At 68.0% G+C, this 24,664-nt stretch carries 23 protein-coding genes, 1 pseudogene and 1 riboswitch; of the genes and pseudogenes, 11 read left to right on the top strand and 13 right to left on the bottom strand.

Features of this window, described 5'->3' with window-relative positions; all coding sequences use genetic code 11:
• Positions 1 to 16 precede the first annotated feature (16 nt).
• Positions 17 to 802, top strand: coding sequence for an SDR family oxidoreductase (locus AACL56_RS02500; RefSeq protein WP_339088253.1), 786 nt, complete (start codon positions 17 to 19; stop codon positions 800 to 802).
• Between the two features lie 85 nt (positions 803 to 887).
• Here the strand turns inward: AACL56_RS02500 and AACL56_RS02495 are convergent, their stop codons facing one another.
• Positions 888 to 1,415, bottom strand: coding sequence for an RNA recognition motif domain-containing protein (locus tag AACL56_RS02495; RefSeq protein ID WP_339088252.1), 528 nt, complete (start codon positions 1,413 to 1,415; stop codon positions 888 to 890).
• Positions 1,416 to 1,677: 262 nt separating this feature from the next.
• A riboswitch (yybP-ykoY riboswitch) is annotated at positions 1,678 to 1,858 on the top strand.
• Positions 1,859 to 1,875: 17 nt separating this feature from the next.
• Between AACL56_RS02495 and AACL56_RS02490 the strand changes: the two genes are divergently transcribed.
• From AACL56_RS02490 to AACL56_RS02475, 4 genes are all read left to right on the top strand, one after another.
• Entirely contained in the window at positions 1,876 to 2,439 is a 564-nt protein-coding gene (locus AACL56_RS02490; protein ID WP_339088251.1) for a TMEM165/GDT1 family protein, read from the top strand.
• Between the two features lie 218 nt (positions 2,440 to 2,657).
• Entirely contained in the window at positions 2,658 to 3,914 is a 1,257-nt protein-coding gene (metX, locus tag AACL56_RS02485; protein ID WP_339088250.1) for a homoserine O-succinyltransferase MetX, read from the top strand.
• Positions 3,911 to 4,498, top strand: a complete 588-nt coding sequence (metW, locus tag AACL56_RS02480; protein ID WP_339088249.1) for a methionine biosynthesis protein MetW — start codon at positions 3,911 to 3,913, stop codon at positions 4,496 to 4,498. The genes metX and metW overlap by 4 nt, the downstream gene beginning before the upstream one ends.
• Positions 4,499 to 4,517: 19 nt before the next feature.
• Entirely contained in the window at positions 4,518 to 5,105 is a 588-nt protein-coding gene (locus AACL56_RS02475) for an IMPACT family protein (protein ID WP_339088248.1), read from the top strand.
• Here the strand turns inward: AACL56_RS02475 and AACL56_RS02470 are convergent.
• On the bottom strand, positions 5,050 to 5,967 hold the full coding sequence (locus AACL56_RS02470; RefSeq protein WP_339088247.1) for an ion transporter: 918 nt from the start codon (positions 5,965 to 5,967) through the stop codon (positions 5,050 to 5,052). The genes AACL56_RS02475 and AACL56_RS02470 overlap by 56 nt on opposite strands.
• Positions 5,968 to 6,102: 135 nt before the next feature.
• Between AACL56_RS02470 and AACL56_RS02465 the strand changes: the two genes are divergently transcribed.
• Complete coding sequence (locus AACL56_RS02465; RefSeq protein ID WP_339088246.1) at positions 6,103 to 6,624, top strand: bactofilin family protein; 522 nt, start codon at positions 6,103 to 6,105, stop codon at positions 6,622 to 6,624.
• A 79-nt stretch (positions 6,625 to 6,703) separates the two neighbouring features.
• Here AACL56_RS02465 and AACL56_RS02460 read toward each other — a convergent pair whose 3' ends face one another.
• Positions 6,704 to 7,474 carry a DUF72 domain-containing protein gene (locus AACL56_RS02460; protein ID WP_339088245.1) on the bottom strand — a complete coding sequence of 257 codons (771 nt, stop codon included), beginning with the start codon at positions 7,472 to 7,474 and terminating at the stop codon, positions 6,704 to 6,706.
• A gap of 92 nt (positions 7,475 to 7,566) precedes the next feature.
• On the opposite strand from AACL56_RS02460, the gene AACL56_RS02455 reads away from it, so the two are divergent.
• Positions 7,567 to 9,078 (top strand): M20 family metallopeptidase, encoded by a 1,512-nt coding sequence (locus AACL56_RS02455; RefSeq protein WP_339088244.1) that lies wholly within the window; start codon positions 7,567 to 7,569, stop codon positions 9,076 to 9,078.
• The gene (locus AACL56_RS02450) at positions 9,075 to 9,929 is read left to right on the top strand and encodes an alpha/beta hydrolase (RefSeq protein ID WP_339088243.1); all 855 of its coding nucleotides are present in this window, start codon (positions 9,075 to 9,077) and stop codon (positions 9,927 to 9,929) included. The genes AACL56_RS02455 and AACL56_RS02450 overlap by 4 nt, the downstream gene beginning before the upstream one ends.
• 119 nt (positions 9,930 to 10,048) lie before the next feature.
• On the opposite strand, the pseudogene AACL56_RS34300 reads toward AACL56_RS02450, so the two are convergent.
• The 7 genes and pseudogenes from AACL56_RS34300 to AACL56_RS02420 form a co-directional block, all read right to left on the bottom strand.
• Positions 10,049 to 10,283 (bottom strand): annotated as a pseudogene (locus tag AACL56_RS34300) (MFS transporter); the annotation flags it as partial.
• A 34-nt stretch (positions 10,284 to 10,317) separates the two neighbouring features.
• Positions 10,318 to 11,172, bottom strand: a complete 855-nt coding sequence (locus AACL56_RS02445; protein WP_339092790.1) for a DUF4132 domain-containing protein — start codon at positions 11,170 to 11,172, stop codon at positions 10,318 to 10,320.
• 488 nt (positions 11,173 to 11,660) lie between these two features.
• Complete coding sequence (locus tag AACL56_RS02440; RefSeq protein ID WP_339088242.1) at positions 11,661 to 13,259, bottom strand: hypothetical protein; 1,599 nt, start codon at positions 13,257 to 13,259, stop codon at positions 11,661 to 11,663.
• Positions 13,260 to 13,389: 130 nt separating this feature from the next.
• Positions 13,390 to 13,869, bottom strand: coding sequence for a YidB family protein (locus AACL56_RS02435; protein WP_339088241.1), 480 nt, complete (start codon positions 13,867 to 13,869; stop codon positions 13,390 to 13,392).
• 101 nt (positions 13,870 to 13,970) lie between these two features.
• On the bottom strand, positions 13,971 to 15,326 hold the full coding sequence (locus AACL56_RS02430) for a M20/M25/M40 family metallo-hydrolase (protein WP_339088240.1): 1,356 nt from the start codon (positions 15,324 to 15,326) through the stop codon (positions 13,971 to 13,973).
• A gap of 128 nt (positions 15,327 to 15,454) precedes the next feature.
• Entirely contained in the window at positions 15,455 to 16,183 is a 729-nt protein-coding gene (locus AACL56_RS02425) for a 16S rRNA (uracil(1498)-N(3))-methyltransferase (protein ID WP_339088239.1), read from the bottom strand.
• Positions 16,184 to 16,253: 70 nt separating this feature from the next.
• Positions 16,254 to 17,333: an aminoglycoside phosphotransferase family protein gene (locus tag AACL56_RS02420; RefSeq protein WP_339088238.1), complete on the bottom strand. Its 1,080-nt coding sequence runs from the start codon at positions 17,331 to 17,333 to the stop codon at positions 16,254 to 16,256.
• 262 nt (positions 17,334 to 17,595) lie between these two features.
• Here AACL56_RS02420 and AACL56_RS02415 point away from each other — a divergent pair, with 262 nt between their 5' ends.
• From AACL56_RS02415 to rsmA, 3 genes are all read left to right on the top strand, one after another.
• Positions 17,596 to 20,184, top strand: coding sequence for an LPS-assembly protein LptD (locus AACL56_RS02415; RefSeq protein WP_339088237.1), 2,589 nt, complete (start codon positions 17,596 to 17,598; stop codon positions 20,182 to 20,184).
• A 23-nt stretch (positions 20,185 to 20,207) separates the two neighbouring features.
• Positions 20,208 to 21,617: a peptidylprolyl isomerase gene (locus AACL56_RS02410; RefSeq protein ID WP_339088236.1), complete on the top strand. Its 1,410-nt coding sequence runs from the start codon at positions 20,208 to 20,210 to the stop codon at positions 21,615 to 21,617.
• A gap of 141 nt (positions 21,618 to 21,758) precedes the next feature.
• Positions 21,759 to 22,523: a 16S rRNA (adenine(1518)-N(6)/adenine(1519)-N(6))-dimethyltransferase RsmA gene (rsmA, locus tag AACL56_RS02405; protein WP_339088235.1), complete on the top strand. Its 765-nt coding sequence runs from the start codon at positions 21,759 to 21,761 to the stop codon at positions 22,521 to 22,523.
• A 23-nt stretch (positions 22,524 to 22,546) separates the two neighbouring features.
• Here rsmA and AACL56_RS02400 read toward each other — a convergent pair.
• From AACL56_RS02400 to AACL56_RS02390, 3 genes are all read right to left on the bottom strand, one after another.
• Positions 22,547 to 23,817 (bottom strand): IS3 family transposase gene (locus AACL56_RS02400; protein WP_339088234.1). Its coding sequence is split into 2 segments (ribosomal slippage): positions 22,547 to 23,455 and positions 23,458 to 23,817, totalling 1,269 coding nucleotides; the frame shifts between segments, so codons are not numbered across the junction.
• Positions 23,818 to 24,008: 191 nt separating this feature from the next.
• Positions 24,009 to 24,155, bottom strand: coding sequence for a hypothetical protein (locus AACL56_RS02395; protein ID WP_339088233.1), 147 nt, complete (start codon positions 24,153 to 24,155; stop codon positions 24,009 to 24,011).
• A 77-nt stretch (positions 24,156 to 24,232) separates the two neighbouring features.
• Positions 24,233 to 24,658 (bottom strand): barstar family protein, encoded by a 426-nt coding sequence (locus AACL56_RS02390; RefSeq protein ID WP_086011111.1) that lies wholly within the window; start codon positions 24,656 to 24,658, stop codon positions 24,233 to 24,235.
• Between the last annotated feature and the right edge of the window lie 6 nt (positions 24,659 to 24,664).

Raw genomic sequence — 24,664 nt, 5'->3', positions numbered from 1 at the left:
ACAACCCCCCGCCTGCATGACCACGACGCCCCCGCTTGTCTTCATCACCGGTGCCTCGAGTGGCATCGGCCAGGCCCTGGCTGCAAGCTTCCACGACGCCGGCTACCGGCTGGCGCTGGTCGCGCGTCGCACGGCGGAGATCGAATCCTGGGCCAGCGCGCGCCAGTTGGCCGCGGATCGCTATCGGGTCTATAGCGCCGACGTGGCACAGACCGACAGCATCGTGGCCGCGGGCCAGGACTGCATCGCACAGCAGGGGCTGCCGGACGTGGTCATCGCCAACGCAGGCATCAGCGTGGGCATCGACACCGCCGAGCGTTCCGACCTCGACGTGCTGTCGCAGACCTTTGCCACCAACAACGTCGGCCTGGCCGCCACCTTCCATCCTTTCGTGCGGGCCATGGTGCAGCGCGGCAGCGGGCGCCTTGTGGGGATCGGCAGCGTGGCGTCGATCCGCGGGCTGCCGGGGCACGGCGCATATTGCGCCAGCAAGGCCGGCGTGGTCGCGTACTGCGAGAGCCTGCGCGGCGAACTGTTCAACACCGGGGTGAAAGTGGTCACGCTCTGCCCGGGCTATATCGACACGCCGCTCACGCAGGGCAACCGCTACGGAATGCCCTTCCTCATGAAGGCCGAGGACTTCGCCGCGCAGGCGCTGCGCGTCATCGAGGCCGGCAGCAGCTACCGCGTGATCCCGTGGCAGATGGGCGTGGTCGCCAAGATCATGCGCATGCTGCCCAACGCGGTGCTCGACCGTGCGGTGCAGGGACGCGAACGCAAGAAGCGCAGCGGGGAAGCCTGAGAAAGCCTGGCCAGCCCGGCCGTGCAGCGCCCATGAAAAAAGGCTCCCGAGGGAGCCCTTGTCTTTGATGCGTGAAGCGCAGGAATCAGTAGCCGCTGTTGCCGCCGCCGTAGCCGCCACCACCGCCGCTGCGGCCACCGCCGCCGCCACGGGGGCCGGCGCCGTAGGGGCTGCGGAAGCCGCCATCGCCACCACCGCCGCCGCCACTGCGGCCACCGCCGCCGTAGCCGCCACCACCGCCGGAACGGCCACCGCCGCCACCACCGTAGCCGCCACCACCGCCGCCGTAGCCACCGCCACCACCGCCGCCGTAACCGCCGCCACCACCACCATAGCCGCCGCCGCCACTGCGGGGCGGGCGCGCTTCCATGGGACGTGCTTCGTTGACGACGACGCTGCGGCCGCCCAGGGGCTGGCCGTTCATGCCGTTGATGGCGGCCTGTGCTTCCGCGTCACTGCCCATCTCGACGAAGCCGAAGCCCTTCGAGCGGCCGGTGTCACGTTCCATCATGACCTTGGCGCTGGTCACTGCGCCGAACTGCCCGAAGGCCTGTTCGAGATCTCCGTCGCGCACCGAGTAAGGCAGGTTGCCGACGTACAGTTTGTTGCCCATCAAGGGACTCCTATAAACACATCAAGAAAAGCGATGGAGTCCCGAAAGCATCACTCAAACGAGAGCCGTCGAGTCGCGCGAAACTGACCGATCACCGAACTGCCCCCCCGACCAAAATGCAGAGGGAGGCTCGTGCATTATGGGGGAAATATCGAAAATGCAAGCGGGAAATTGCGTCTTGAGGTAGCACATTCCGAAAGTCGTGAAAGCTAGCGCACGCTTACGAATTTGGAGGGTGCCTCCCGGTGCCGTGTGTAGAATCCGCCCCGTCATTGGGGAGTAGCCGCCTTCCGATCTGCGAGAAGGGCCCGCGTCAACAGACTTGTCCTGCCCCACACGGGACATGGCGCGTGCAGTGAATACCTGGCGAGACCTTTGACCGTGCAACTTCGGAAATAAATGGCCGAAGGGTGTTGCACGGTCAATTGCGTCCTTCGGCCAAAGGAACCCCACGTTCATCATGGAAGCTTTTCTCGTTGCAACCGGCGTAGTTGCGCTCGCCGAAATGGGCGACAAGACCCAACTCCTGGCCCTCCTGCTCGCAGCCCGTTTCAGGAAGCCCTGGCCGATCGTCCTCGGCATCTTTGCCGCCACCATCATCAACCACGCGCTGGCGGGGGCGGTCGGCAACTACATCACGCGCTGGCTCGGCCCCGAGGTCCTGCGCTGGATCCTGGGCGGCTCGTTCATCGCCATGGCCGCGTGGATGCTGATCCCCGACAAGCTCGATGACGACGACGCCCCCGGCGTATCGAAGTTCGGCGTCTTCGGCACCACGGTGATCGCCTTCTTCCTCGCGGAGATGGGCGACAAGACGCAGATCGCCACGGTCATGCTCGCGGCGCGATTCACGCACGACTACTTCTGGGTGGTCGCCGGCACCACGCTGGGCATGATGCTCGCCAATGCGCCCGTGGTGTGGCTGGGCGAGAAGATCGTGCGGCGCGTGCCGATCAAGCTCGTGCACGGCATCTCGGCTGCGATCTTCCTGGTGCTCGGCATCATCATGATCGTCGGCTGGTAGCCCGGCAGCAGCCGATAGCCCGCAGATACCCGCCCTTCCGGGAAACACGGCGAACCGCCTTCCCAAGGCGGTTCGCGAAGCCGCACGCAGCCGTGCAGCCTCGGGGATATACTTCGCCCCGCGCCGATTTGCTACAGCTTGCGGGCGCTTTATAAATTCAGCTAAAGACAGGCGCGGCAGACCCGGCTCGTTTTTGGCGAGGCCGGGTTTTTTCATTCATGTCGTCGTCACCACCTTTGGTCGTCACCTCGCAGTCGATGCAGTTCGCGGGCCCGTTGGCCCTGCGCAGCGGCGCATCGATCAGCGACTACACGCTCGCCTACGAAACCTACGGCACCCTGAATGCCGAACGCAGCAATGCGGTGCTGGTGTGCCATGCGCTCAATGCCTCGCACCACGTCGCTGGTGTCTACAAGGGCCAGGCGCGTTCCGAGGGCTGGTGGGACAACATGGTGGGGCCGGGCAAGCCCGTCGACACCGACCGCTTCTTCGTGATCGGCGTCAACAACCTCGGCTCCTGCTTCGGCTCGACCGGCCCGATGCACGTCAACCCCGCGACCGGCCGGGTCTACGGCGCCGACTTCCCGGTGGTCACCGTCGAGGACTGGGTCGATGCGCAGGCCGCACTGCTCGACGCGCTCGGCATCGAGACCCTCGCGGCCGTCATGGGCGGCAGCCTCGGCGGCATGCAGGCGCTGTCGTGGACGCTGCAGTACCCATCGCGCGTGCGCCACGCGGTGGTGGTTGCCAGCGCACCCAACCTCACGGCCGAGAACATCGCATTCAACGAGGTCGCGCGTCGCGCCATCGTGACCGACCCCGACTTCCACGGCGGCCACTTCTACGAACACGGCGTGGTGCCCAAGCGCGGCCTGCGCATCGCCCGGATGATCGGCCACATCACGTACCTGAGCGACGACGTGATGAACACCAAGTTCGGGCGCATCCTGCGCAGCGCCGTCGAAGGCGAGAACAGCGGCGAGGCCACCGCGCTCGACTACCGCTATTCGACGCAGGACGTCGAGTTCCAGATCGAGAGTTACCTGCGCTACCAGGGCGACAAGTTCAGCGAGTACTTCGACGCCAACACCTACCTGCTGATCACGCGCGCGCTCGACTACTTCGACCCCGCGCGCAGCCACGGCGGCAAGCTCAGCACCGCGTTTGCGACCGCCAGGGCCAAGTTCCTGCTGGTGAGCTTCAAGACCGACTGGCGCTTCTCGCCCGCGCGCAGCCGCGAACTGGTGAAGGCGCTGCTCGACAACGGTCGCAACGTGAGCTACGCCGAGATCGACGCGCCGCACGGCCATGACGCCTTCCTGCTCGACGATGTGCGCTACATGGGCGTGGTGCGCTCGTACTTCGATCGCGTCGCCCAGGAAACGAGCACCGCCGGGCCGCCCCGGGGCGCGGGCTCCCCGAAGGGAGTTGGCGCAACGCGCGAAGCGGCAAGCCTCGGGGGGACTGCAGCATGAGCGACCTCGAACATCAACGGCTCATCGCCGAACTCGTGCCGAAGGGTTCGCGCGTGCTCGACCTCGGCTGCGGCGACGGCGCCATGCTCGACCTGCTGCAGCGCGAGCGCGGCTGCACCGGCTACGGCGTCGAGATCGCCGACGGCAATGTGCTGCAGTGCATCCGCCGCGGCGTCGATGTGATCCAGCTCAACCTCGACGAAGGCCTCGCGATGTTCGACGACGCCTCGTTCGACGTGGTGCTGCAGATCGACACGCTGCAGCACCTGCGCAACGCCGAGGTGATGCTGCGCGAGACCGCGCGCGTGGGCCGCATCGGCATCGTGGCGTTCCCCAACTTCGCGCACTGGCCCAACCGCCTGAGCGTGGCGCGCGGGCGCATGCCGGTGACGCGCCGCCTGCCCTACCAGTGGTACGACACGCCCAACATCCGCGTGGGCACCTTCAAGGACTTCGAGGTGCTGGCCGGCAAGAACAACCTGCGCGTGCTCGATGCCTTCGGCCTACAGGACGGGCGCGACGTGCGCTGGCTGCCCAACGCGCGCGCCGGCACGGCGGTCTTCAAGTTCGAGCGCGGCGGCTGATCCGCCTTCGCGCCCTCCGATGAGCTTCACGCTCGCCGCACCGGTCCACAGCGAGCTGCTCATCAAGAAGAGCCGCTTCATCGGCTGCGTGCAGCCGGTGGCCGACCGCGCGGCCGCACTGGCCGTGGTGGCCTCGCTGCGCGCGGCGCATCCGGCTGCGGCGCACGTGTGCTGGGCGCTGATGGCCGGCGGGCAGTCGGCGGCGAACGACGACGGCGAACCCGGCGGCACGGCCGGCCGGCCGATGCTCGAGGTGCTGCGCCACCAGCAGGTCGAGGGCGCGCTCGCAACCGTGGTGCGCTATTTCGGCGGTGTGAAGCTCGGTGCGGGCGGCCTCGTTCGGGCCTATACCGACGCGGTGGCGCAGGCGCTGCTCGGCGCCGCGCTCGTGCCGCTGGTGCGGCAGCGCAGCCTGCAGTGCTCGGTGCCCTACGCGCTCGAAGGCCTGGTGCGGCGCGAACTCGCCGCTGTGGGCGCAACGCTCGACAGCGTGACGCACGGCGACGAGGTGGCCTTCGCCTTCTCGCTGCCGGAGCCGCAGGCCGATGCCTTCATCGTGCGCCTCGGCGATGCTGCGCAAGGGCGCGTCGCCTGGCCGCAGGCGTGATGCGCTTCGCGGGCACCGCCGGCTGGGGCGGCGTCAGGCCTAGGATGCCGCGCGCAGGGATCGGAATGGCCTCGTCGTCGGGCCCGCGCCGCGCCATCTCGGCGGTCACGATGCCTGTGGGCACTGCCAGCACGCCCCAGCCCAGCAGCATCATCACCGAGGCGATCGCACGGCCCAGGTCGGTCTTGGGCACGAGGTCGCCGAAGCCGACCGTGGCCATCGTCGATATGGCCCAGTAGATGGCCACCGGAATGCTGGTGAAGCCGTGCTGCGGCCCTTCGACGACGTACATCAGCGTGCCCATCACGAGCACCACCAGCATCACGAAGCCGACGAACACCGTGATCTTGCGGCGGCTCGCGTGCACCGCCGAGACCAGCGCGCGGTACTCCAGCGAGTAGCGCGATAGTTTGAAGATGCGGAACACGCGCAGCAGACGAAGGATGCGCACGTCGATCAGGTAAGCGAGCCCCGGCGTAAACGCCATCAGGAAGGTCGGCAGCAGCGCGAGCAGGTCGATCACGCCGTAGAAGCTGGTCGCATAGCGCGCAGGGCGCCGCACGCATGCAAGCCGGCCGACGTACTCCAGCGTGAAGAGCGCAGTGAACACCCATTCGAGCACGCCGAACACATGGCCCCATCGCTGGTGGATGGCCTGCACGCTGTCGAGAATGACCACCACCACGCTGGTGATGATGACTGCGATGAGGATCAGGTCGAACAGCCGGCCCAGCTTCGATTCCGACTCGAAGATCACCGAGAACAGCGTGCGCCGCCAGCCGTGCTCGGGCTTGCCGAAGCGTGCATCGCCGGTGGCGTTGTCAGAGGAATGGTTACCTTGGCTGCTCGAGGAAATCGTCATCGACGCGGAGTGGAAGCTGTGGAGGCGCCATTGTCATGTGTCCGCGCGACTTATTCGGTTACGCTTATTGCGCAATGAAGTGCTGCAGGCCATGAGCGCGTTCTTACGATAGTCCCTTTCTTGAGGAGCTCCCCTTTGGCTACACAGTCCCCCTTCTTCGGCAAGCGTGATCGAGACAACGATTCGTTGAATTCCCGCCCCGCACCGCTGGTCGGTGCAGGCACCAACCTCTCCGGCACCCCCGTCAATCCGTCGTCGCTGACCGCACAGCAGGGCGGCCTGAATCCCGCAGCCGCGGCACCTGCCGCGAAGGAAGGCGGCAGCAAGCTCACCGTCGGCCCGAACATCAAGCTCAAGGGCGTCGAGATCACCGATTGCGACACGCTCGTGGTCGAGGGCCTCGTCGAGGCCACCATGGACTCGCGCCTGATGCAGATCGCCGAACAGGGCGAGTTCAAGGGTTCGGCAGAAATCGACATCGCCGAGATCCGCGGCGTGTTCGACGGCAGCCTCACCGTGCGCGAAAAGCTCGTGATCCATTCGACCGGCAAGGTCACCGGCAAGATCCGCTACGGCAAGATCGTCATCGAGGAAGGCGGCCAGCTTTCCGGCGAGATCAGCCACGGCACCAAGCCATCGCTCCAGGCCGCGGCCTGAAGATCGGCTTCCGGCTTTTTCACCGCGCTTCGCTTCGTGAGCGCCATCCCTCAGGGGGATGGCGCGTTTGCAGGTTCTTTCACGCAGCAGGCGCGGTCCATCCCAGGCGCTCCAGCAAGGCACCGGCCGCGGCCGGTGCTTTTTCTTTGGCGCCGTTGATGAAGAAGACGAACACGTCGCGCTTCTTCGGCGATCCGGCCCAGCCCCGCGCGCGCTCGGCCCAGGTGTCCAGCGCCTTCGGTCCGTAGCCGGTCTTGAGCTTGGCGTCGGCCATCATGAGCCGCGCATAGGCAACGTCGCCTTCGGGCTCCTCGAACGACGGAAACTTGTCGGCGTCGGTGAACACCGTCGACACCTTGTACTTCTTCGCGAGCGCCTTGTAGGCGGGCACGATGAAGCTCTCGTGCCGCACGTCCATCACGTGGCGCAGCGCGCGGCTGCCTTCCTTCTTCGGCAGCAGCTGCAGGAAGGCCTCGAAGTCTTCCGCATCGAACTGCTTGGTCGGCATGAACTGCCACACGATCGGCCCGAGCTTGTCGCCGAGTTCGGCCACGCCGCTGTCGATGAAGCGCTGGATCGAATCGCCCGCGCCGGACAGCAGCTTGCGGTTGGTGGCGAAGCGCGAGGCCTTGAGCGAGAACACGAAATCGGCCGGCGTGTCGTCGTGCCACTTGCGGAAGGTCTCGGGCTTGAAGGTGCTGTAGTAGGTGCCGTTGATCTCGATGGCGCTGACCTTGCGGCTCGCGTAGTTGAGTTCCTTCGCGTGCGCGAGGCCCTTCGGATAGAAGTTGTCGCGCCAGGGCTCGTAGGTCCAGCCGCCGATGCCTGCCAAGATGTTCGCCTTGCTCACGTGACCCTCCGGGTTGAGATCGCCCGCACTCTACGCGCGGTCGCCCCAAGGCGCAAAATGCGCTCTTTCGTCCACCCGCGGAGAACCCACCGATGAACGCACCCCTGCACCGCGAAATGCCCGCCGGCACGCTCGACGCCGCGCGCGCCCTCTCCGACGTCACCGCCCGATGGGACGGCGACATCGTCAGGCAACTCACCGACTACATCGCCATTCCCGCCAAGTCGCCCGGCTTCGACAAGGAATGGTCGGCCAACGGCTACCTGGAAACCGTGCTGCGCAATGCCGCGGCGTGGGTCGAGGCGCAGAAGGTCGAAGGCCTGAAGCTCGAGATCGTGCGCCTCGAAGGCCGCACGCCGGTGCTGTTCTTCGAAGTGCCGGCCACCGGCACCGACATGGGCGAGACCGTGCTGATGTACGGCCACCTCGACAAGCAGCCCGAGTTCACCGGCTGGCGCAACGACCTCGGCCCCTGGACGCCCAAGTACGAGAACGGCCTGCTGTACGGCCGCGGCGGCGCCGACGACGGCTACGCGGTGTACGCCAGCGTGGCCGCCTTGCAGGCGCTCAAGGCCCAGGGCGTGGCGCATCCGCGCATCGTTGGCCTGATCGAGACCTGCGAGGAAAGCGGCTCCTACGACCTGCTGCCCTACGTCGACGCGCTGCGTCCGCGCCTGGGCAACGTCGAGCTGGTGATCTGCCTCGACTCCGGCGCCGGCAACTACGACCAGCTGTGGCTCACCACCTCGCTGCGCGGCATGGCCAGCGGCACGCTCAAGGTCGAGGTGCTGACCGAAGGCATCCACTCGGGCGACGCCTCGGGCCTCGTTCCCTCGAGCTTCCGCATCATGCGGCAGGTGCTCGACCGTCTCGAAGACAGCGCCACCGGCCGCCTGCTGCCGGCGAGCTTCCACTGCGAGGTGCCCGCCGACCGGCTGGCGCAGGCCAAGGCCACCGCCGCGATCCTCGGCGAAGAGGTCTACAAGCGCTTCCCGTGGGCGCACTACGACTGCGGCGGCTCGACCATGTTCGCGCTGCCCACCACCACCGATCCGGTGGAGGCGCTGCTCAACCGCACCTGGAAGCCGACCCTGTCGGTCACCGGCGCCGAAGGCTTTCCGGCACTGAAGGACGCGGGCAACGTGCTGCGCCCGTACACCGCGTTCAAGCTCTCGCTGCGCCTGCCTCCGCTGGTCGATGCGGCCGAGACGGTGCAGACGCTCAAGGCGCTGCTGGAGGACAACGCGCCCTACCAGGCCCGCGTGACCTTCGAGAGCAACGGCGGCGCCACCGGCTGGAACGCGCCGACCATCACGCCGTGGTTCGAGGACGCGCTCAACAAGGCCTCGCAGGCGCACTTCGGCGCCTCGTGCGGCTACATCGGCCAAGGCGGCACCATTCCGCTGATGAACATGCTGAGCGCCGGCTTCCCGAAGGCCCAGATGATGGTCTGCGGCGTGCTCGGCCCCAAGAGCAACGCGCACGGCCCCAACGAGTTCCTGCACGTGCCCTACGCCAAGAAGCTGACGGCCGCCGTGGCCGAGGTGATCGCCGCCCTGCCGGTGGCGCACCGCGCCGCAGCCTCGGAACCCGTCGCGGCTTGAGCGAACCCCTGCCCCTGCCGCAGCGCGTGTCGCTGTCCACCCCGGACGGCGAGACGCTGGCGCTGCGCCAATTGCCCGCGCCGGGACCGGCGCGGGCGGTCATCGTGGTGGTCCACGGCCTCGGCGAGCATGCGGGCCGCTACCACGCGCTGGCCGAATGCCTGCACGAATGGGGCTTTGCGGTGTGGGCGCACGACCACCACGGGCACGGCGAATCGAGCGGTGCCCGCGGCGGCCTGCCGAGCGAGATGCGGCTGGTCGACGATCTCGCGCTGGTCGTCGACGACGCCCGCCGCGCCAACCCCGGCCTGCCGCTCGTGCTGCTGGGGCACAGCCTCGGCGGGCTGGTCGCGGCGAGCCTCGTGGCGCGCGGCGTGCGGCCGGTCGACGGGCTGGTGCTGTCCTCGCCGGGGCTCGACCCGGGCCTGAGCGGTTTCCAGAAGGCGCTGCTCGCGGTGCTGCCGCGCATCGCGCCCAACCTGCGCGTGGGCAACGGGCTGGACGACAACTACCTCTCACACGACCCGGCCGTGGTGCAGGCCTACCGCGACGATCCGCTCACGCACGACCGCATCGGCAGCCGCCTCGCACGCTTCCTCGCGACCGAAGGCGCGACGGTGCAGCAGCACGCCGCCATGTGGCCTGTGCCGACCCTGCTGCTCTACGCGGGCGACGACCGCCTCGTGGTGCCGGCCGCGAGCCGCGCGTTTGCCGAAGCCGCCGCGCCCGGCGGCATGGTCGAGGCGCATCGCTTCGACACGCTGTACCACGAGATCTTCAACGAGCTCGAAGCGGAGCCGGTCTTCGCGGCCCTGCATCGCTGGCTCAACCAGCGCTTTCCGCCGGCCTGACGGCGCGCTTGCGCGCCAGCCACAGCAGCGTCGCGTCCGGCCGCACCGCCGGCGAGCCGAAGTCCGGCTGCCGCCAACCCTGGGTGATTACCGCGCGCCTGAGGTGAACGAAGCGACGGCAGCACGGCAGCACGGCAGCACGGCAGGGCCGAGACCAGCGCCGCCGCGAGGCCGATCTGGAACGATCCGCGCCGGCCGAAGCGCTGCCGGGTGGGCGCCACCGCTCGGTGACGAGCGCGCCGCTCTTCACGCACCCCTCACCGGCAGCGTCGCTATCCATCCATCCATCCATCCGTGCGGCGCGATGCCCTGGCCGTTGATGGCGATGTAGGTGACGTTGTTGATCAGGAACAGGACCTGGCGGCGGGCGAGCGGCCTGAGGTACGGCTCACGCGGCGTCCCGGATCACGCGCTGCAGATCCCGCTCGACTTCGCTGAAGACGACGGGCGGGAGGTCACCCATCGTGCCGACGGACTTCTCGGGGCCGTCGAGCGCCACCGAGGTCACGGTCTGCAGTGCCTTGCCGTCGGGGCTGTCCTGCACGAACCACCCTTCGTCCAGCTGCACGCGGATGCGGCGCCCGCCCGGCACCGCCTTGTTGAAGCTGTCGACCATGCCGCCCTCGCCCACTTCGCGCACCCAGCCGCGTGCTTCCAAGCCCATGAGGCCGGCATTCGACACCTGGCGGCCGGCCCAGTGCGGCAGGTCGCGGCGCGTGCGCAGCGCATCGTCAAGCGCGAAGGTCTGGCGCGACAGCTGTTCGAAGGGCTGCATGACTTCGTAATCGGCCAGCACCGCGGCCCAGGCTGCGGGCAGCGACGGGTCGAGCGCCACCAGTTCCAGCGGATGCGGCAGGCCGATGCGTGCGGTGCCGGGCAGCTTCACCGGGTCGTCGTGCAGGTCGGCCAGTTCGCCTTCGGCAGTGAGGCGGAAGGTGCCCTCGAGCCGCCTGGATGCGCCGAACACCCCCCACACGAGCGGACGGCTGAACACCCGCAGCACCGGGTGGTTCGCGAAGAAGGGCATGAACTCATCGACGCTCCAGCGGCGCTGCGCGCACATGGCGGCTTCGAGCCGCTTGACCTGCGTGGCTGCGACGGTCCTGGCCAGCTTGCGCAGGTCGCGCAACTGCGCGGTCGCGGTGGCGGCCTTGCCAGGTTCGTCGTTGGCGCCGGGCTTGGGCAGCGCCTTGAGCGGCTTGCCCCGGGCGTCGTGCACCACGGGCTGGAAATGGTCGTCCATGCGCACCTCGAAGCTGCGCGGGCCGAAGTCGAGCACGAGGCGGGCGCGCGCGTCCAGGCCCAGGTCGGGCACGGTGCGGTCGGCCAGCTGGTCGAGGCTCAGGCCGCGCTGCTCGGCGACCTCGCCGAGCATGCGGTCGGCGCGGGAGCGAAGGTCGTCGTAGCGCGTCTGGCGAGCGAGTTCGGCCAGATGCATCAGCGCGGCGTCGCTGCCGATCTCTCCGAGCATCGCCATTGCGTCGTAGGCGCGTACGCGGTCGAGCGCGGCACGCCACTGGCGCAGCAGCCCGTAGAGCTGGCGTGCGGTCTCGTCGTCGCCCAGGCGGCCCTGCAGCGCGAACATCCAGCGCTCTTTGCTTGGGCGGCCGTTGCCGATCCACCAGGCGAGCAGCGCGCGGCCGAAGCGTGCCAGCGAATCGGGGGCGAGCGTGTCCAGCAGGGCGGGCAGGCCCGGGTAGGGGGCATCGGCGCGGCCGAGCATCATCGCCATCAGCACGTCGGGCACGCAGGCCTGCGGCAGCGCGTGGCCCGTGCCATCGAGCACGAGGCGCGGAAGCGCAGCCAGCGGGAGCGTCCTGGGCAGCGCCGGCAGCGTGTCGGGCAGCAGTTCCTCGGGCGCGATGGCCAGCAGCTGCGCCACGGCCGCGGCCGCCTGCGGGCCGTAGGCCGCAGCCTGCCTGCGCACGGCCTCGGCGTGGCCCTCCTCGTGCAGCCAGCGCAGGCGGCGCGGGCGGCTTCGTGCGCGGCGCCGGGCTCGCCCAGTGCGGCCGGCACCAGGCCGCGCGCGGCGGTGTCCGGGTAGCGGGCCAGCCAGCCGGCCGCGTCGGCGCGCACCCAGCGGTTGGTGTGGAAGCCCTTGGCGATCCAGCCGGCGAGCGGGTCCCATTCGATGACCGAGGCCAGCTCGAACATCGCTCGCGAGCCCTGCTTGAGGTAGCGCGGCAGCGCGGGCAGCAAGGCGGTGCCGAAGTGGCGCAGCATGGGGCGGATGCGTGCGGCGTCGCCCACGTAGAGCGGCATCGTCGGACCGTGCATCAGCACGCCGGCGGCCAGCGCCGCTGGCAGCTGCCAGAGGTATTCGGAGACGGTCCAGGCTTCGGCCGGCGGCGTACCGAAATCGTCGGGCCCGATGTCGCGGCCGGAGGCGACCGCCTCGACGCATCCGGCGTGCACGCCGAGCATCCACAGAGCCTTGCGCAGGGCATCGCCATCGCGCACTTCGGCCGGCGCCGCGGGCTGTCGCTGGGCGAATCCCGTCATCAGCGCGTCGGAGCGTTCGCGCGCGATCCGTACCTCCTGCGCCAGCCAGTCGGCCGATTCGGCCGTGTCCTGCGTCGCCTGCACGAATTGCGGCGGGCGCAGGTCGGCCCAGTGCAGGACCGCCGGTTCATGCTGCGGCGCCAGGTCCAGCATGGGCACGACCGGCAGCGCCTGCCGGTTGTTCCAGGGCGGGTGTCGCAGCAGCGCGGGCCAGGCCTCGGGGGCGGCTTCCGTTGCGCCTTCGGAATCGTCTTCCTGCAGGCGCGCGAGCGTCTTGCGCTGGGCGTCGTCGCAGGCGGCTTCGAGCGGGTTCTGCCACTCGGGGTTCGCTGCAAGCAGCTCGAGGACCAGCGCGGCGCCCGCCTGGTGCCGCGCCGGGTTGGCCGAGAGCAGTTCGCGCAGCACGAACAGCGGCCAGCGCGCGGCCTGCCGGGTGAGCGCGTTCTTGCAGTCGATCTGCTTGACCTGCGACACGAAGAAGCGCACCACGGCTTCGTCGTGGATGGCCAGCAGGTCGGTCACGGCCTCCTTGTGCGGGGACGGCTCGAAGAACAGCTCGGCCGCCGCGGCGCCGTGCATCTCGAGCATGCGCAGCCGCGCGGCACGCGGCGGGTAGAAGCCGGCGCGGTGGCGGCGATAGAAGTCGAGGCTGTCCGAAAGGCTGCGCTCGGTCGACAGCAGGCCGCCGCAGTGGCCGCAGGCGCGGTCGTTGAACCGCGCGAGTGCTTCGCGCATGCCCTTGGTCCAGCGCACGCTGCCGTCGGGCTGCGCCGACAGGCCGTCCTTCGCTTCACCCGCCTGTGCCTTCGATTTGCGACCGACCGCCATGCCATCCTCCCTCGACTTGATGCGAGCGGCATTGTCGGCCAATGCACCCGAAGGCACGGCGCGCAGGAAAACGACCCAAAAAAAAGCGCCCTCGCGGGCGCCTGAAGTTCTCGAACGAGGCTGCAGTTGCTCAGGGCTGCCTGCCTTGATTTCCCAGGCTTCCCTGGAGCAGGCTGCTGAGCGAACCCAGCAGGTCGTCATGGTTGCCGACGCCCTGCTCGGGCACCTGGCCGTGCGGCGTGAGGTGGTCGATCAGCGCCGGCAGCATGGTTGCGAGCATCGGCAGCAGCGTCTGCGCATTGATGCCGAGCTTGGCGGCGATCGCGGCGATGGTGTCGACGCCCAGCGCGTTCTGCAGCTGGTCGCCGGAGACCGGCTGGTTGTCGCCCTTGCCGATCCACGAGCCGATGACATCGCCCATGCCTGCCTGCTCGAACTTCGAGACCAGCCCTCCCAGGCCGCCTTGTCCGCCGTTGTTGGCAAGCAGGCCTCCCAGCGCGCCCGCCAGGCCGCCGAGATCGCCCAGTCCTCCGAGGCCCCCGCCTTGCGGCTGCTGTTGCTGGGCAGCGCCTCCCAGCACCTGACCGAGTACCGAATCGAGCAATCCCATGGCCATTTCCTTGGTGTGTGACAGAACCGACAACATTGTTAAATGCTGCCGAACTCCAGTTGCAAGTGGCGCCGCCACTTTCGAACTGGCAACGTGACAAATTACTTGGTACGCACCGTGCGTTTGGGAAGCAGTGCGGGGCTGACCCCCTGCACTCCTACCAGCCCGAGCACCGTCACGAGCGAATTCTGCGCGCCCTTCCATGCGTCTGTCACGTCGATGGACTCCGCCAGGGAGTGGGCTCCCGAAGACCTGCCGCCTCCGCCGACGACGATGGCCGGCACGCCCAGCGCGATCGCCACGTTGGCGTCGGTGCTGCCGCCGCGCAGCAGCGTCTTGTGGCCGAAGGCCGCATTCGAACGCGTGGCGGCCTCGACGATCACCGAGTCGGGCGGCGTGCGGCCGCCGGGCCGGTCGCCGATGAGCCTGACGCTGGCGCTCAGCGTGGTCACGCCCCAGCGCCTGTTTTCCTCGGCCACGGCTTCGTCGATGGCGGCCAGGATCTTCTTCTCGGCCTCGAGCAGCGCCCCCATGTCGTCCGAGCGGATGTCGATGGCCATGCGCGCGTCCGGCGCGATGGTGTTCACCGAGGTGCCGCCGCCCACGGTGCCGACGGTGAAGGTGGTCTTGGGGAAGGTCGGCGTGCGCACGTCGGCGATCCTGGCAATGGCGCGGCCCATGCCGTGGATCGCGCTGGGCACCAGGCCGAACGCGCCGAAGCTGTGGCCGCCGGGACCGTGGAACGTGACTTCGTGGCGGTGGCTCGCGGTGCCCAGCACCAGCACCGCGCCCGGCGGCGAAGGCTCCAGTCCGACCATCCCGTCGATGTCGGGATGGTCTCGAAAGATCGCCTTCATGCCGCGCAGGTTGCCCAGTTCTTCCTCGCCCACGTTGCCCACGAACATCAGGTCGCCCACGGTCTGCACCTTGTTGTCGTTGAGCACCTTGAGCCACGACAGCAGCACCGACAGGCCGCGCGTGTCGTCGGAGATGCCCGGCGCATACAGCTTGCCGTCGCGTTCCTTCACCTTCACGTCGGTGCCGGCAGGGAACACGGTGTCGAGGTGGGCCGAGATCAGCAGCTTCGGTCCGTTGCCGGTGCCCTTGCGCAGGCCGACCACGTTGCCTTCGGCGTCGATCTTCGCGTCGGTGAGGCCCAGGGCCTTCATGCGGGCGAGGAAGGCCTCGGCGCGCTTCTGTTCCTTGAAGGGCGGCGCCTCGATCTCGGTGAGCATCTTCAGGTCTTCGACCGAGCGCTCGTGGTCGGCCTTGACCGCATCCAGCAGCTTCTGGATGGCGGGCGAGGCCATCAATTGCGTGTAGACCTTGTCGACCTCGGGGCCGACCTGCGCGGGCGTGGGCGCGACAGGAGGACTCTGTGCCAGCGCGGCTTCGACCGTGCACAGCGCGGCGGCGGCGATCAGGGCGAGGCGCCGCACGGATGACCAGCGAGACATGGGGCGAAAAGTCCTTCTTTTGTCTTAAAGAAGTAACGATTGTTTCCCAAGCTGTCCGCGCGCGCGTCGCGGAAAACACCGCCTTTCCGGGCCTTGCTCGAACATTGGCCGGCAGCGCGGGCGGAATTTCAGAGGCCGGCGAGCGCCACCAGCGCGGCCAGTGCCGCGGTTTCGGCGCGCAGTACGCGGGCGCCGAGGGTGACCGGCGCGAAGCCGCTGGCAATGGCCTGCTGCTCTTCCGTGCCGCTCAGGCCGCCTTCGGGGCCGCTGAGCACGAGCGCTCCGGCGCCGGCGGTTGCGGTTTCGAGGGCGGCGATCCCGCGCGTGCCTTCGGCCAGGCTCAGCACGAGGCGCAGCGCGCCCGGCCCGGCGTGGGCCGGCGCGCCGAGCCAGGTTGCGAAAGGCTGCACCGGATGAATGACCGGCACCCGGTTGCGCCCGCATTGCTCGCAGGCGGCCACCGCGATGGCTTCCCAGTGCGCGCGTTTTTTCTCCGCACGCTCGCCCGACAGGCGCAGCACGCCATGGGCGGTGGCCAGCGGCTGGATGCTTGCCACGCCGAGTTCGGTGGCCTTCTCGACAAGCCAGTCCATGCGCTCGTTGGCCGGCATGCCGACCGCGAGATGCACCGCGCGCGGCGCCTCGCGCTCCACCGGCAGGTGGGCGCCGACCGTCACCGCGACGTCGCTGCGGCCCATGCGCTCCACGGTGGCGGTGTATTCGCCGCCTGCGCCATCGAACAGCGTGAGCGCATCGCCGGGCTGCATGCGCAGCACCTGCACATGGCGCGCGGCGCCCGGCGGCAACGCCAGGCTGGCGCCGGCGCTCAGCGGCACGGAACAGTGAAAACGCGGCATGCTATTGAATTGGTAGCGCCAAACGCACGAAGGACAAGCGTGAAGGCACGTTCTGGCAGTTGTTGCTTCGTCAGACCCGGCCGTAGGCAAAGCCCGTGATGGCCGAGGTGCCCTCGATCTCGTCGATCACGCGCAGCAGCGGCGTGAGCTCGTTGTAGCGGCTGGCGGTGGCGCGGATGTAGGCGATGAAGCGCGGCGTGTCGGCCAGGTAGCGTGGCTTGCCGTCGCGCAGCGTGAGGCGCGCGAAGATGCCCGCCACCTTCAGGTGACGCTGGAGTCCCATCCACTCGACCGCGCGGTAGAACGCGCCGAAGTCCTCGTCGACCGGCAGCCCGGCCTTGCGCGCCGCCGTCCAGTAGCGGATCGTGATGTCGAGCACGAACTCCTCGTCCCAGCTCAGGAAGGCATCGCGCATCAGGCTGGCGATGTCGTAGGTGACGGGGCCGTACACCGCGTCCTGGAAGTCGAGCACGCCGAGTTCGCCGGATGCGCCGTTATTGCCGACCATCAGGTTGCGCGGCATGAAGTCGCGGTGCACGTAAACGCTGGGCGATGCCAGGTTGCTCTCGACGATCAGCTTGAAGCTGCGTTCGAGCCGCTCCTTCAACTTGCCCTCGACCGCGATGCCGCGGTGGCGGCCGATGTACCACTCGGGAAACAGTGCCAGTTCGCGCTCGAGCAGCGCGCGGTCGTACGGCGGCAGCACGCCGGGCTTCGAGGCCTGCTGCCATTTCACGAGCGCTTCGATCGCCCGGTCGTAGAGCGGGCGGCTGGCTTCGGGCCGGGCCGGATCGATCACGTCCAGCATGGTCTGACGGCCCAGGTCGTCGAGCAGCAGGAAGCCGTTCGGGCGGTCCCAGTCGAGCACCGTGGGAGCCCGCACGCCGGCCTCGGTCATCAGCCGGGCCACCTGCACGAAGGGGTCGCTGTTTTCCTTGTCGGGCGGCGCGTCCATCACGATGCGCGTGGGGGCGGCGGGATCGGTGGTGTCGACGCGAAAGTAGCGGCGGAAGCTCGCGTCGGCCGAGGCGAGTCGAACGGTGTCGGGCAGCAGCCCCTGGGCGGGTGCGATGCCGGCCAGCCAGGCCCGGAAGACTTCGGCGCGCTGCGGATCAGTCCAGAGAATGGTGTCGGCGGGGCTCGGGGCCAAAGAGGCGGGGGCGGGGGTGCTGTCATGGATAATCGATTCTACAAATCCGCCTGGCGCGGCAACCCTCGTGGCCGGCTTCCGGCCGGGCCGGGTCGCTGCCGGCCCCTGCAACCTGCCGGCCTGCCGCGCCGTCCCCGACGATCCTTCGTTCCGAACCGATGCCTACGATCCAAAGCCTTCACGCTTGGCACCTTGTGCGCTCGCTGCCGTTCTCCCCCGGGGAGTCGCCGGCTTCCATCGGAACGCCCGGGCGGGTGGCCCGATGAGCCGTCGCGTTCGCCGCGCCGCCCGGCGGCGCTCCAGCCCGCCGCTGCCGCTCGCCCTGCTTTCCCTGGCGCTGATCCACGCGCACGGTGCGTCCGCCCAGACGGCGGGCAACCTTGAGGGCCCGCTCACGCTGAAGCGCACGCCGCTGCTGACCGAAACCCTGACGCCCACCGAGCGCGGCCAGATGCCCAGCCTGGTCACCGGCGACCGCATCTCCGGCCGCCCAGACCTCGACACCGTGGTCGAGGGCAATGCCACGCTGCGGCGCGGCCCGGTGTCGATCACCGCCGACCGCCTCGAGTACTACCAGCCGGACGACCGCGCCAAGGCCACGGGCAACGTGCGCGTCAACCAGGCCGGCAACGTGTACGAAGGGCCCGAGCTGCAGCTCAAGCTCGAGACCTTCGAGGGCTTCTTCAACAACGTGCGCTACCAGTTCCTCGCGAACGAGGCGCACGGCGAGGCCAAGCGCATCGACTTCGTCGATGCCAACGTGTCGGTGGCGCGCGAAGCCACCTACACCACCTGCCGCCGCGAGGACTTCCCCGGCTGGATGCCGGCGTGGATGCTCAGTGCGGCCACGCTGACCACCGACACCGAAGAGAACGAGGGCGTGGCCAAGAATGCGCGCCTGAGCTTCATGGGCATCACCACGCCGCCGTTCCCGAGCGTGAGCTTCCCGCTCTCGAACGAGCGCAAGAGCGGCCTGCTGCCGCCCACCATCGGCATCGACAACACCAACGGCATCGAGATCTCGCAGCCGTACTACTGGAACATCGCGCCCAACCGCGACGCCACGTTCACGCCCACGTTCATGAGCAAGCGTGGCGTCAATTTCAGCAACGAGTTCCGCTACCTCGAGAAGGAATACAGCGGCACCGTCCGCCTCGACCTGATGGGCAGCGACCGGCTCGTGGGCCAGCGTTACAACGAACTGCGCGCCAGCCAGTTGCAGCAGCTCGCCAACGGCGAGATCCAGGCCAAGGACCTGACCACGTCGCCCGGCAGCACCAAGCGCTGGGGCCTCTGGCTCAACCACCATCAGGACTTCGACGCCAAGGCGCTCGGGCTGGATTCGCTGTCGGCCAACATCGCCATCAACCGCGTGAGCGACAACGACTACTGGCGCGACTTCACGCGCACGCCGTCGCTCGCGCAGCGCCAGCTGCCCAACGACGCCTCGCTGAACTGGAGCAAGGGCGACTGGAGCGGCATCGTCCGCACGCTGAAGTACCAGAACCTGCAGTACAACCTGTCGCCGATCGTGCCTGCGTACGACCGGATGCCGCAGATCACCGCCAACTACAACAAGTACGACTGGCACGGCTTCGACGTGGCGCTCAACCTGGACTACACGCGCTTCCGGGTGAACACGATCCTGGCGGGGCAGCCCGGCTACGACGTGGCTCAGCAGTCGCAGCCCGACGGCGACCGCGTCTCGGCCATCGCCTCGATCAGCCGGCCGTTCATCACGCCCAGTTCGTTCGTGATCCCGAAGCTGATGGTGAACGCGGCGTCGTACAACTACTACACGCCGCAGGCGGACATTCCGAAGCTCACGATCAACGGGGTCCAGTACGTCGGCGGCATTCCGTACAACCCGAACTCGCTGTATTTCTTCCCGACGTCCAGCAACCGGACGGTGCCGACCTTCAGCCTGGACAGCGGCCTGATCTTCGAGCGCGACGCCAACTACTTCGGCCGCGCCTTCCGCCAGACCCTGGAGCCGCGCGCGTACTACGTCTACACGCCGTACCGCAACCAGAGCATGCTGCCGAACTACGACTCGGCCGCCAACGACTTCAGCTTCGCGACCATCTACACCGAGAACGCGTTCTCGGGCGGCGACCGTGTCTCCGACACCAACGCGCTCACGCTCGGCGTGACCTCGCGCCTGATCGACCCTGCCACCGGCGTCGAGGCGGCGCGCTTCGGCATCGCGCAGCGCCTGCGCTTCAGCGACCAGAAGGTCACGCTGCCGGGCGGCACGCCGGTCACCGATCGCGCGAGCGACCTGCTGCTGGGCGCCCAGATCAACTGGACGCCCAAGTGGAGCCTGGACACGGTCGTGCAGTACAACCCCGACACCCGCAAGTCGGAACGCTCGGCCATCAGCGCGCGCTACAACCCCGAGCCGTACCACAACCTGAGCGCGGCCTTCCGCTACCAGGCGCCCACGACGCCGACGGCGACCGACGGCAACAAGTCGATCGACGTGGGCTGGCAGTGGCCCATCAACGACCTGTGGGGCGACAAGGGCAAGAACCTCGGCCCGGGCAAGGGTCAGGGCGGCGGCCGCTGGTATGCGGTCGGCCGCCTCAACTACAGTCTGCAGGACAAGAAGCTCACCGACGGCGTGCTGGGCTTCGAGTACGACGGCTGCTGCTGGATCGGGCGTGTGGTGCTGCAGCGCATCACCACGGGCCAGGTCACTGCGAACACCCGCATCATGTTCCAGCTCGAATTCGTCGGGTTCTCCAGCATCGGCTCGAGCCCGATGCAGGCCCTGCGGCAGAACATCCAGCGCTATGAACCCCTGCGCCAACCGGGCGAGGCGCCTAGCCGCTTCACCAATTACGACTGAGTCGATCGACAGAGCCTAGAGCCATGAAACACATCCGTTCCATCATCACCCTTGGCTGCCTTGCCGCAGTGGCTGCAACGTCGGGTGCGCAGGGTTTCCGCCCTGGCAGCGGCATCACGGACATCATGCGGGCCGGTCCGCGCCTGGGCCCGCCCGCGGCGCGCCCCGCCACGCCGGCGCCCGCCGCGGCGCCGGTGCAGCGCGCGGCCGAGTTCATCGTGGCGCTGGTCAATTCCGAGCCGATCACCAACACCGAGGTACTGACCCGCGTGGCACGCCTGGTGAAGGAGAACCCCGACGCGGAGCGCGTGCCGCGCAACGAACTCACGCGGCTCGTGCTCGATCGCCTGATCACCGAGCGTGCGCAACTGCAGCTCGCCAAGGAGAGCGGCATCAAGGTCGACGACGTGGCGATCGACCAGGCCGAGCAGACAGTGGCACGCCAGAACGAGATCAGCCTCACCGAACTGCGCCGCCGCGTGATCGCCGAGGGCATCTCGCAGCAGGACTTCCGCAACGACCTGCGCGACCAGCTGCTGCTGACGCGCCTGCGCGACCGCGAGGTCGAATCGAAGGTCAAGGTGAGCGACGCCGAAGCCGACGAATACCTGCGCGACCAGCGCAACCAGGCCGTCAAGAACGTCGCGCTCGAGAACCTCAACCTGGCGCAGATCCTGGTGGCCGTGCCCGAGAACGCGACCGACGCGCAGATCGCCACCGCGCAGCAGAAGGCGCAGGGCCTGGCCCAGCGCGCACGCGCCGGCGAAGACTTTGCCAAGCTGGTGCAGGACAACTCCGATTCGCCCGACCGTGCCAACGGAGGCGCCATCGGCATGCGCAGCGCCGACCGCTATCCGTCGCTGTTCGTCGAGGCCACGCAGTCGACGGCGGTCAACGGCATCGCCGGCCCGGTGCGCTCCAGCGCCGGCTTCCATGTGCTCAAGGTGCTGGCGAAGGCGCAGGTCGGCTCCGGCGATGCCACCGTCACGCAGACGCAGGTGCGCCACATCCTGCTGCTGAACGATCCCAAGCGCACCACGGCGCAGGCCGTCGCGCAGCTGGCCGAATTCAAGCGCCGCGTGCAGGCCGGCACGGCCGATTTCGCGGGCCTGGCCCGCGACAACTCGCAGGACGCGAGCGCCAAGGCCGGCGGCGATCTTGGCTGGTCGCGCCCCGGGCAGTTCGTGCCCGAGTTCGAGGAAGCCATGGACCGGCTCTCACCGGGCCAGATCAGCGATCCGGTCGTGTCGCGCTTCGGCGTGCACCTGATCCAGGTGGTCGGCCGCCGCGACGCCAAGCTCAGCCAGTCCGAGCAGCGCGAGGCCGCGCGTGCCGCGCTGCGCGAACAGCGCATCGAGGAAGCCTTCAGCACCTGGATGCAGGAAGTGCGCGCACGCGCGTACGTCGAATACCGCGAGCCGCCGCAGTCTTGATGGCACACCCCCAGGCTGCGCGCGCTTCGCGTCGCTTCGGCGGTCCCCTTGCGCGGGGCAACGCCTGCGGCCCGGCACGGCCGGTTCCGCGGCGTTCCTGGCGCAACTTCCCCTGTTCCTCGTTGACGGTGGCTTGACGGCATGGCTCAGCACATCGCAAGGAAGCGATTCGGGCAGCATTTCCTGTCCGACGGCGGGATCATCGATGCGATCGTGCGGGAGATTGCCCCTCAGCCCGGCGACGCCATGATCGAAATCGGTCCGGGCCTCGCGGCGCTCACGCAGCCGCTCGTGGAGCGGCTCGGCCGCCTCACGGTCATCGAGCTCGACCGCGACCTGGCCAAGCGCCTGCGCGATCACCCGCAGCTCGACGTGATCGAATCGGATGTGCTCAAGGTCGACTTCGCCCAGGTGGCAAGCCGGTTCCCCGGCAAGCCGCTGCGTGTGGTCGGCAACCTGCCGTACAACATCTCCACGCCCATCCTCTTTCATCTGCTCGACTGCGCCCATCTCGTGGCCGACCAGCACTTCATGCTGCAGAAAGAGGTGATCGACCGGATGGTCGCCAGGCCCGCCACGTCGGACTACAGCCGGCTGAGCGTGATGCTGCAGTGGCGCTACGAGATGCAAAACGTGCTGTTCGTGCCGCCCGAGAGCTTCGATCCGCCACCGCGCGTCGACAGCGCCGTCGTTCGGATGGTGCCGCTGGCCGTGCCGCCTGCCGTGGACGCGGCGCGACTCGGCGAGATCGTGCAGGTCGCCTTCAGCCAGCGGCGCAAGCTGCTGCGCCACACGCTGGGCAAATGGCTGCAGGAGCATGGCTTCGAAGGTGACTTCGACACCCAGCGGAGGGCCGAGGAAGTGCCCGTCGACGAATACGTCGCCTTGGCCCAGGCCGTTCCCTGACCCGTCCTGCCATAGGTTGACACCTATGAAGGACACACAGCCGGCTTGATCCAGCCGGCAACGGACGCCCGATGAACCTCATCGGGCGTTTTCAATTTTAGGGACAGGTGCGGTCTCTCTTGGTTGTAGATCTGCACGGCCTGCTGGACCATCCGGCTGGCCTGGGTCAGATCGGCAGGCCGGTGCAGCAGGAACTCCATCTTCAAGATCCCGTTGACGCGCTCGGCCAGCGCGTTCTGATAGCAGTCGTAGCCGTCCGTCATCGAGCAGGCGATGCCGTGGCGGCGGTGGATTTCCTGATAGTCGTTCGAGCAGTACTGGATGCCCCTGTCCGAGTGATGCACCAGCATTTGCCCAGTCTTGCGGCCCTTGAGCGCCACCTTCAGCGCCCGGCTGACCTGCTCGGTGTGCAGGCTGTCGTGCACGTGATGGCCCACGATCTTGCGCGACCACGCATCCGTCACCAGGCTGAGATAGACGAATCCTTGATCGGTCGGCAGGTAGGTGATGTCAGCCACCCAGACCTGCTCGCTGCCGGTGGGGCGCACCTGATCCGGCCCCTGCTTGAGCAGGTTGGGATGACGGCGCAACCGGTGATGGCTGTCGGTGGTCTTGTGATACGCCCGCCTGGGCTGAACCAGCATGTGGGCCTCGCGCAGCACGTCCAGCAACGCATCGCGCCCCAGGCTCGCGTTGGCCTGGTGCAGCGGCTGCTTGAGAAGATGGTGCAGCTTGCGCGCGCCCAGCCGCGGCTGGCGCAGGCGCACGGAACGCACAAGCTCGATCACTGTGTCAGAACGGGCACGGCATTGCTGCTGGTGCTGCAGTTGTTGGTAGTAAGCCTGGCGGCTGACGCCCCAATGGCGGCAAGCCCTCAACACGCTCAGCCCCGGGACGAGCTTTTGCGAGAGGACTTGCCCGAAGGCTTTTTTACGACACGCACCCCATAGTCCTTCTTCAGGACATCGAGCACGGCCTCGAACAACTGAGCCTTCTCATTGGCCTCGCGAAGCTGGACTTCGAGAGCCTTGATCCTCTGCTCAGGAGTCAGCGGCGCAGCGGATGGCGATGCGGAATTCTTGATCGGTACTGGCATGGGAAGCCGACATGATGCCGAACCCCAGCTCTGGCGGCCATGCTTGCGCAGCCACACCAACACCGTCGAGCGACCCTGGATGCCGTAGCGCTCCTGGGCCTGCTTGTACGTGAGCTCGCCTTTTTCTACCTGATCGACCACCGACAGCTTAAAAGCCAGCGTGTAGTCGCTCTGCGTGCGTTTGATGCCTGATTCCATTGACTTGCCTTTTCTGAGAGGAAAAGGTGTCAACCCAGGTCAGGACGGGTCAGTTGAACGAAAAAAAGCCCGCGACTGCGGGCTTTTTCTTTCCAGGGCGCCACCGATCCGGCTTTGCTGTTCGGCAGGCGCCACCCCCGGAAGGGGTTGGCGAAGCGACACGAAGTGCGCGCAGCCTGGAGGTGAGTCGATTACGCGGCGGCGAGCCAGTAACCCGCGTTGAACGGGCTGCTCATGCGCAGTGCCAGCGGCGACACGTCGACCAGTTTGTCGGTCGGCATCTTTTCGCCGGCCGGCTCGGTGCTGGCGGTGGCTGCTGCTGCGTTGGCGTTGTTCACTTCGATGCCGTCGAGGGTTTCAGCGTTCGGCTGAGCCTCGTTCGCCCGTTCTGCTTGGCTGGTGGATGCAGAACGGGCTACAGAAAAGAATAGAAGCACCGGAACGGGACCTTGCGGTCGCCCCAGTAATCGGAGGCATCGCGGAAGATGTCGAGCAGTTGCTCGCGTGCTTCCTTGTCGAACTTGGCGTTGGCCGGGATCTGTTCCAGGACGATGACGAAGCCAGGTTGCGGGCCCGATTTATGCAGCGGATCCGTCATGCAGTCGTACAGCGCATCGAAGTTCTTCCCGAAGTGGGCCGGGAACGTGAACTGCTGCGCAATCAGGTCGAGCACGTCCTGCTTGGTCTGGGCGTTGCCGAGGTTGGCATACAGGAAGTGCTGGCCGGCTGCGTTGGCAGCGTCCTGCAGGTCGTTCACGCGGAACGCGCGGATCGATTGCACGATGTTCGGGCGTACGGCACGAAGGGATAAGGTCATCTCCGCTGGTCTTTCCATAGTCATCATCAT

The organism is Variovorax paradoxus (assembly GCF_902712855.1).
In the GTDB taxonomy this organism is placed as follows: domain Bacteria; phylum Pseudomonadota; class Gammaproteobacteria; order Burkholderiales; family Burkholderiaceae_C; genus Variovorax; species Variovorax paradoxus_Q.
This window is presented reverse-complemented; position numbering and strand designations above follow the sequence as displayed.

Coding starts and splice junctions, on each gene's coding strand:
- AACL56_RS02430 (WP_339088240.1), bottom strand. CDS start 15,326: ATGTCTCGCTGGTCATCCGTGCGGCGCCTCGCCCTGATCGCCGCCGCC.
- AACL56_RS02440 (WP_339088242.1), bottom strand. CDS start 13,259: ATGGCGGTCGGTCGCAAATCGAAGGCACAGGCGGGTGAAGCGAAGGAC.
- AACL56_RS02445 (WP_339092790.1), bottom strand. CDS start 11,172: ATGGACGACCATTTCCAGCCCGTGGTGCACGACGCCCGGGGCAAGCCG.
- AACL56_RS02490 (WP_339088251.1), top strand. CDS start 1,876: ATGGAAGCTTTTCTCGTTGCAACCGGCGTAGTTGCGCTCGCCGAAATG.
- AACL56_RS02500 (WP_339088253.1), top strand. CDS start 17: ATGACCACGACGCCCCCGCTTGTCTTCATCACCGGTGCCTCGAGTGGC.
- AACL56_RS02470 (WP_339088247.1), bottom strand. CDS start 5,967: ATGACGATTTCCTCGAGCAGCCAAGGTAACCATTCCTCTGACAACGCC.
- AACL56_RS02425 (WP_339088239.1), bottom strand. CDS start 16,183: ATGCCGCGTTTTCACTGTTCCGTGCCGCTGAGCGCCGGCGCCAGCCTG.
- AACL56_RS02495 (WP_339088252.1), bottom strand. CDS start 1,415: ATGGGCAACAAACTGTACGTCGGCAACCTGCCTTACTCGGTGCGCGAC.
- AACL56_RS02455 (WP_339088244.1), top strand. CDS start 7,567: ATGAACGCACCCCTGCACCGCGAAATGCCCGCCGGCACGCTCGACGCC.
- AACL56_RS02390 (WP_086011111.1), bottom strand. CDS start 24,658: ATGACTATGGAAAGACCAGCGGAGATGACCTTATCCCTTCGTGCCGTA.
- AACL56_RS02410 (WP_339088236.1), top strand. CDS start 20,208: ATGAAACACATCCGTTCCATCATCACCCTTGGCTGCCTTGCCGCAGTG.
- AACL56_RS02435 (WP_339088241.1), bottom strand. CDS start 13,869: ATGGGATTGCTCGATTCGGTACTCGGTCAGGTGCTGGGAGGCGCTGCC.
- metX (WP_339088250.1), top strand. CDS start 2,658: ATGTCGTCGTCACCACCTTTGGTCGTCACCTCGCAGTCGATGCAGTTC.
- rsmA (WP_339088235.1), top strand. CDS start 21,759: ATGGCTCAGCACATCGCAAGGAAGCGATTCGGGCAGCATTTCCTGTCC.
- metW (WP_339088249.1), top strand. CDS start 3,911: ATGAGCGACCTCGAACATCAACGGCTCATCGCCGAACTCGTGCCGAAG.
- AACL56_RS02475 (WP_339088248.1), top strand. CDS start 4,518: ATGAGCTTCACGCTCGCCGCACCGGTCCACAGCGAGCTGCTCATCAAG.
- AACL56_RS02415 (WP_339088237.1), top strand. CDS start 17,596: ATGAGCCGTCGCGTTCGCCGCGCCGCCCGGCGGCGCTCCAGCCCGCCG.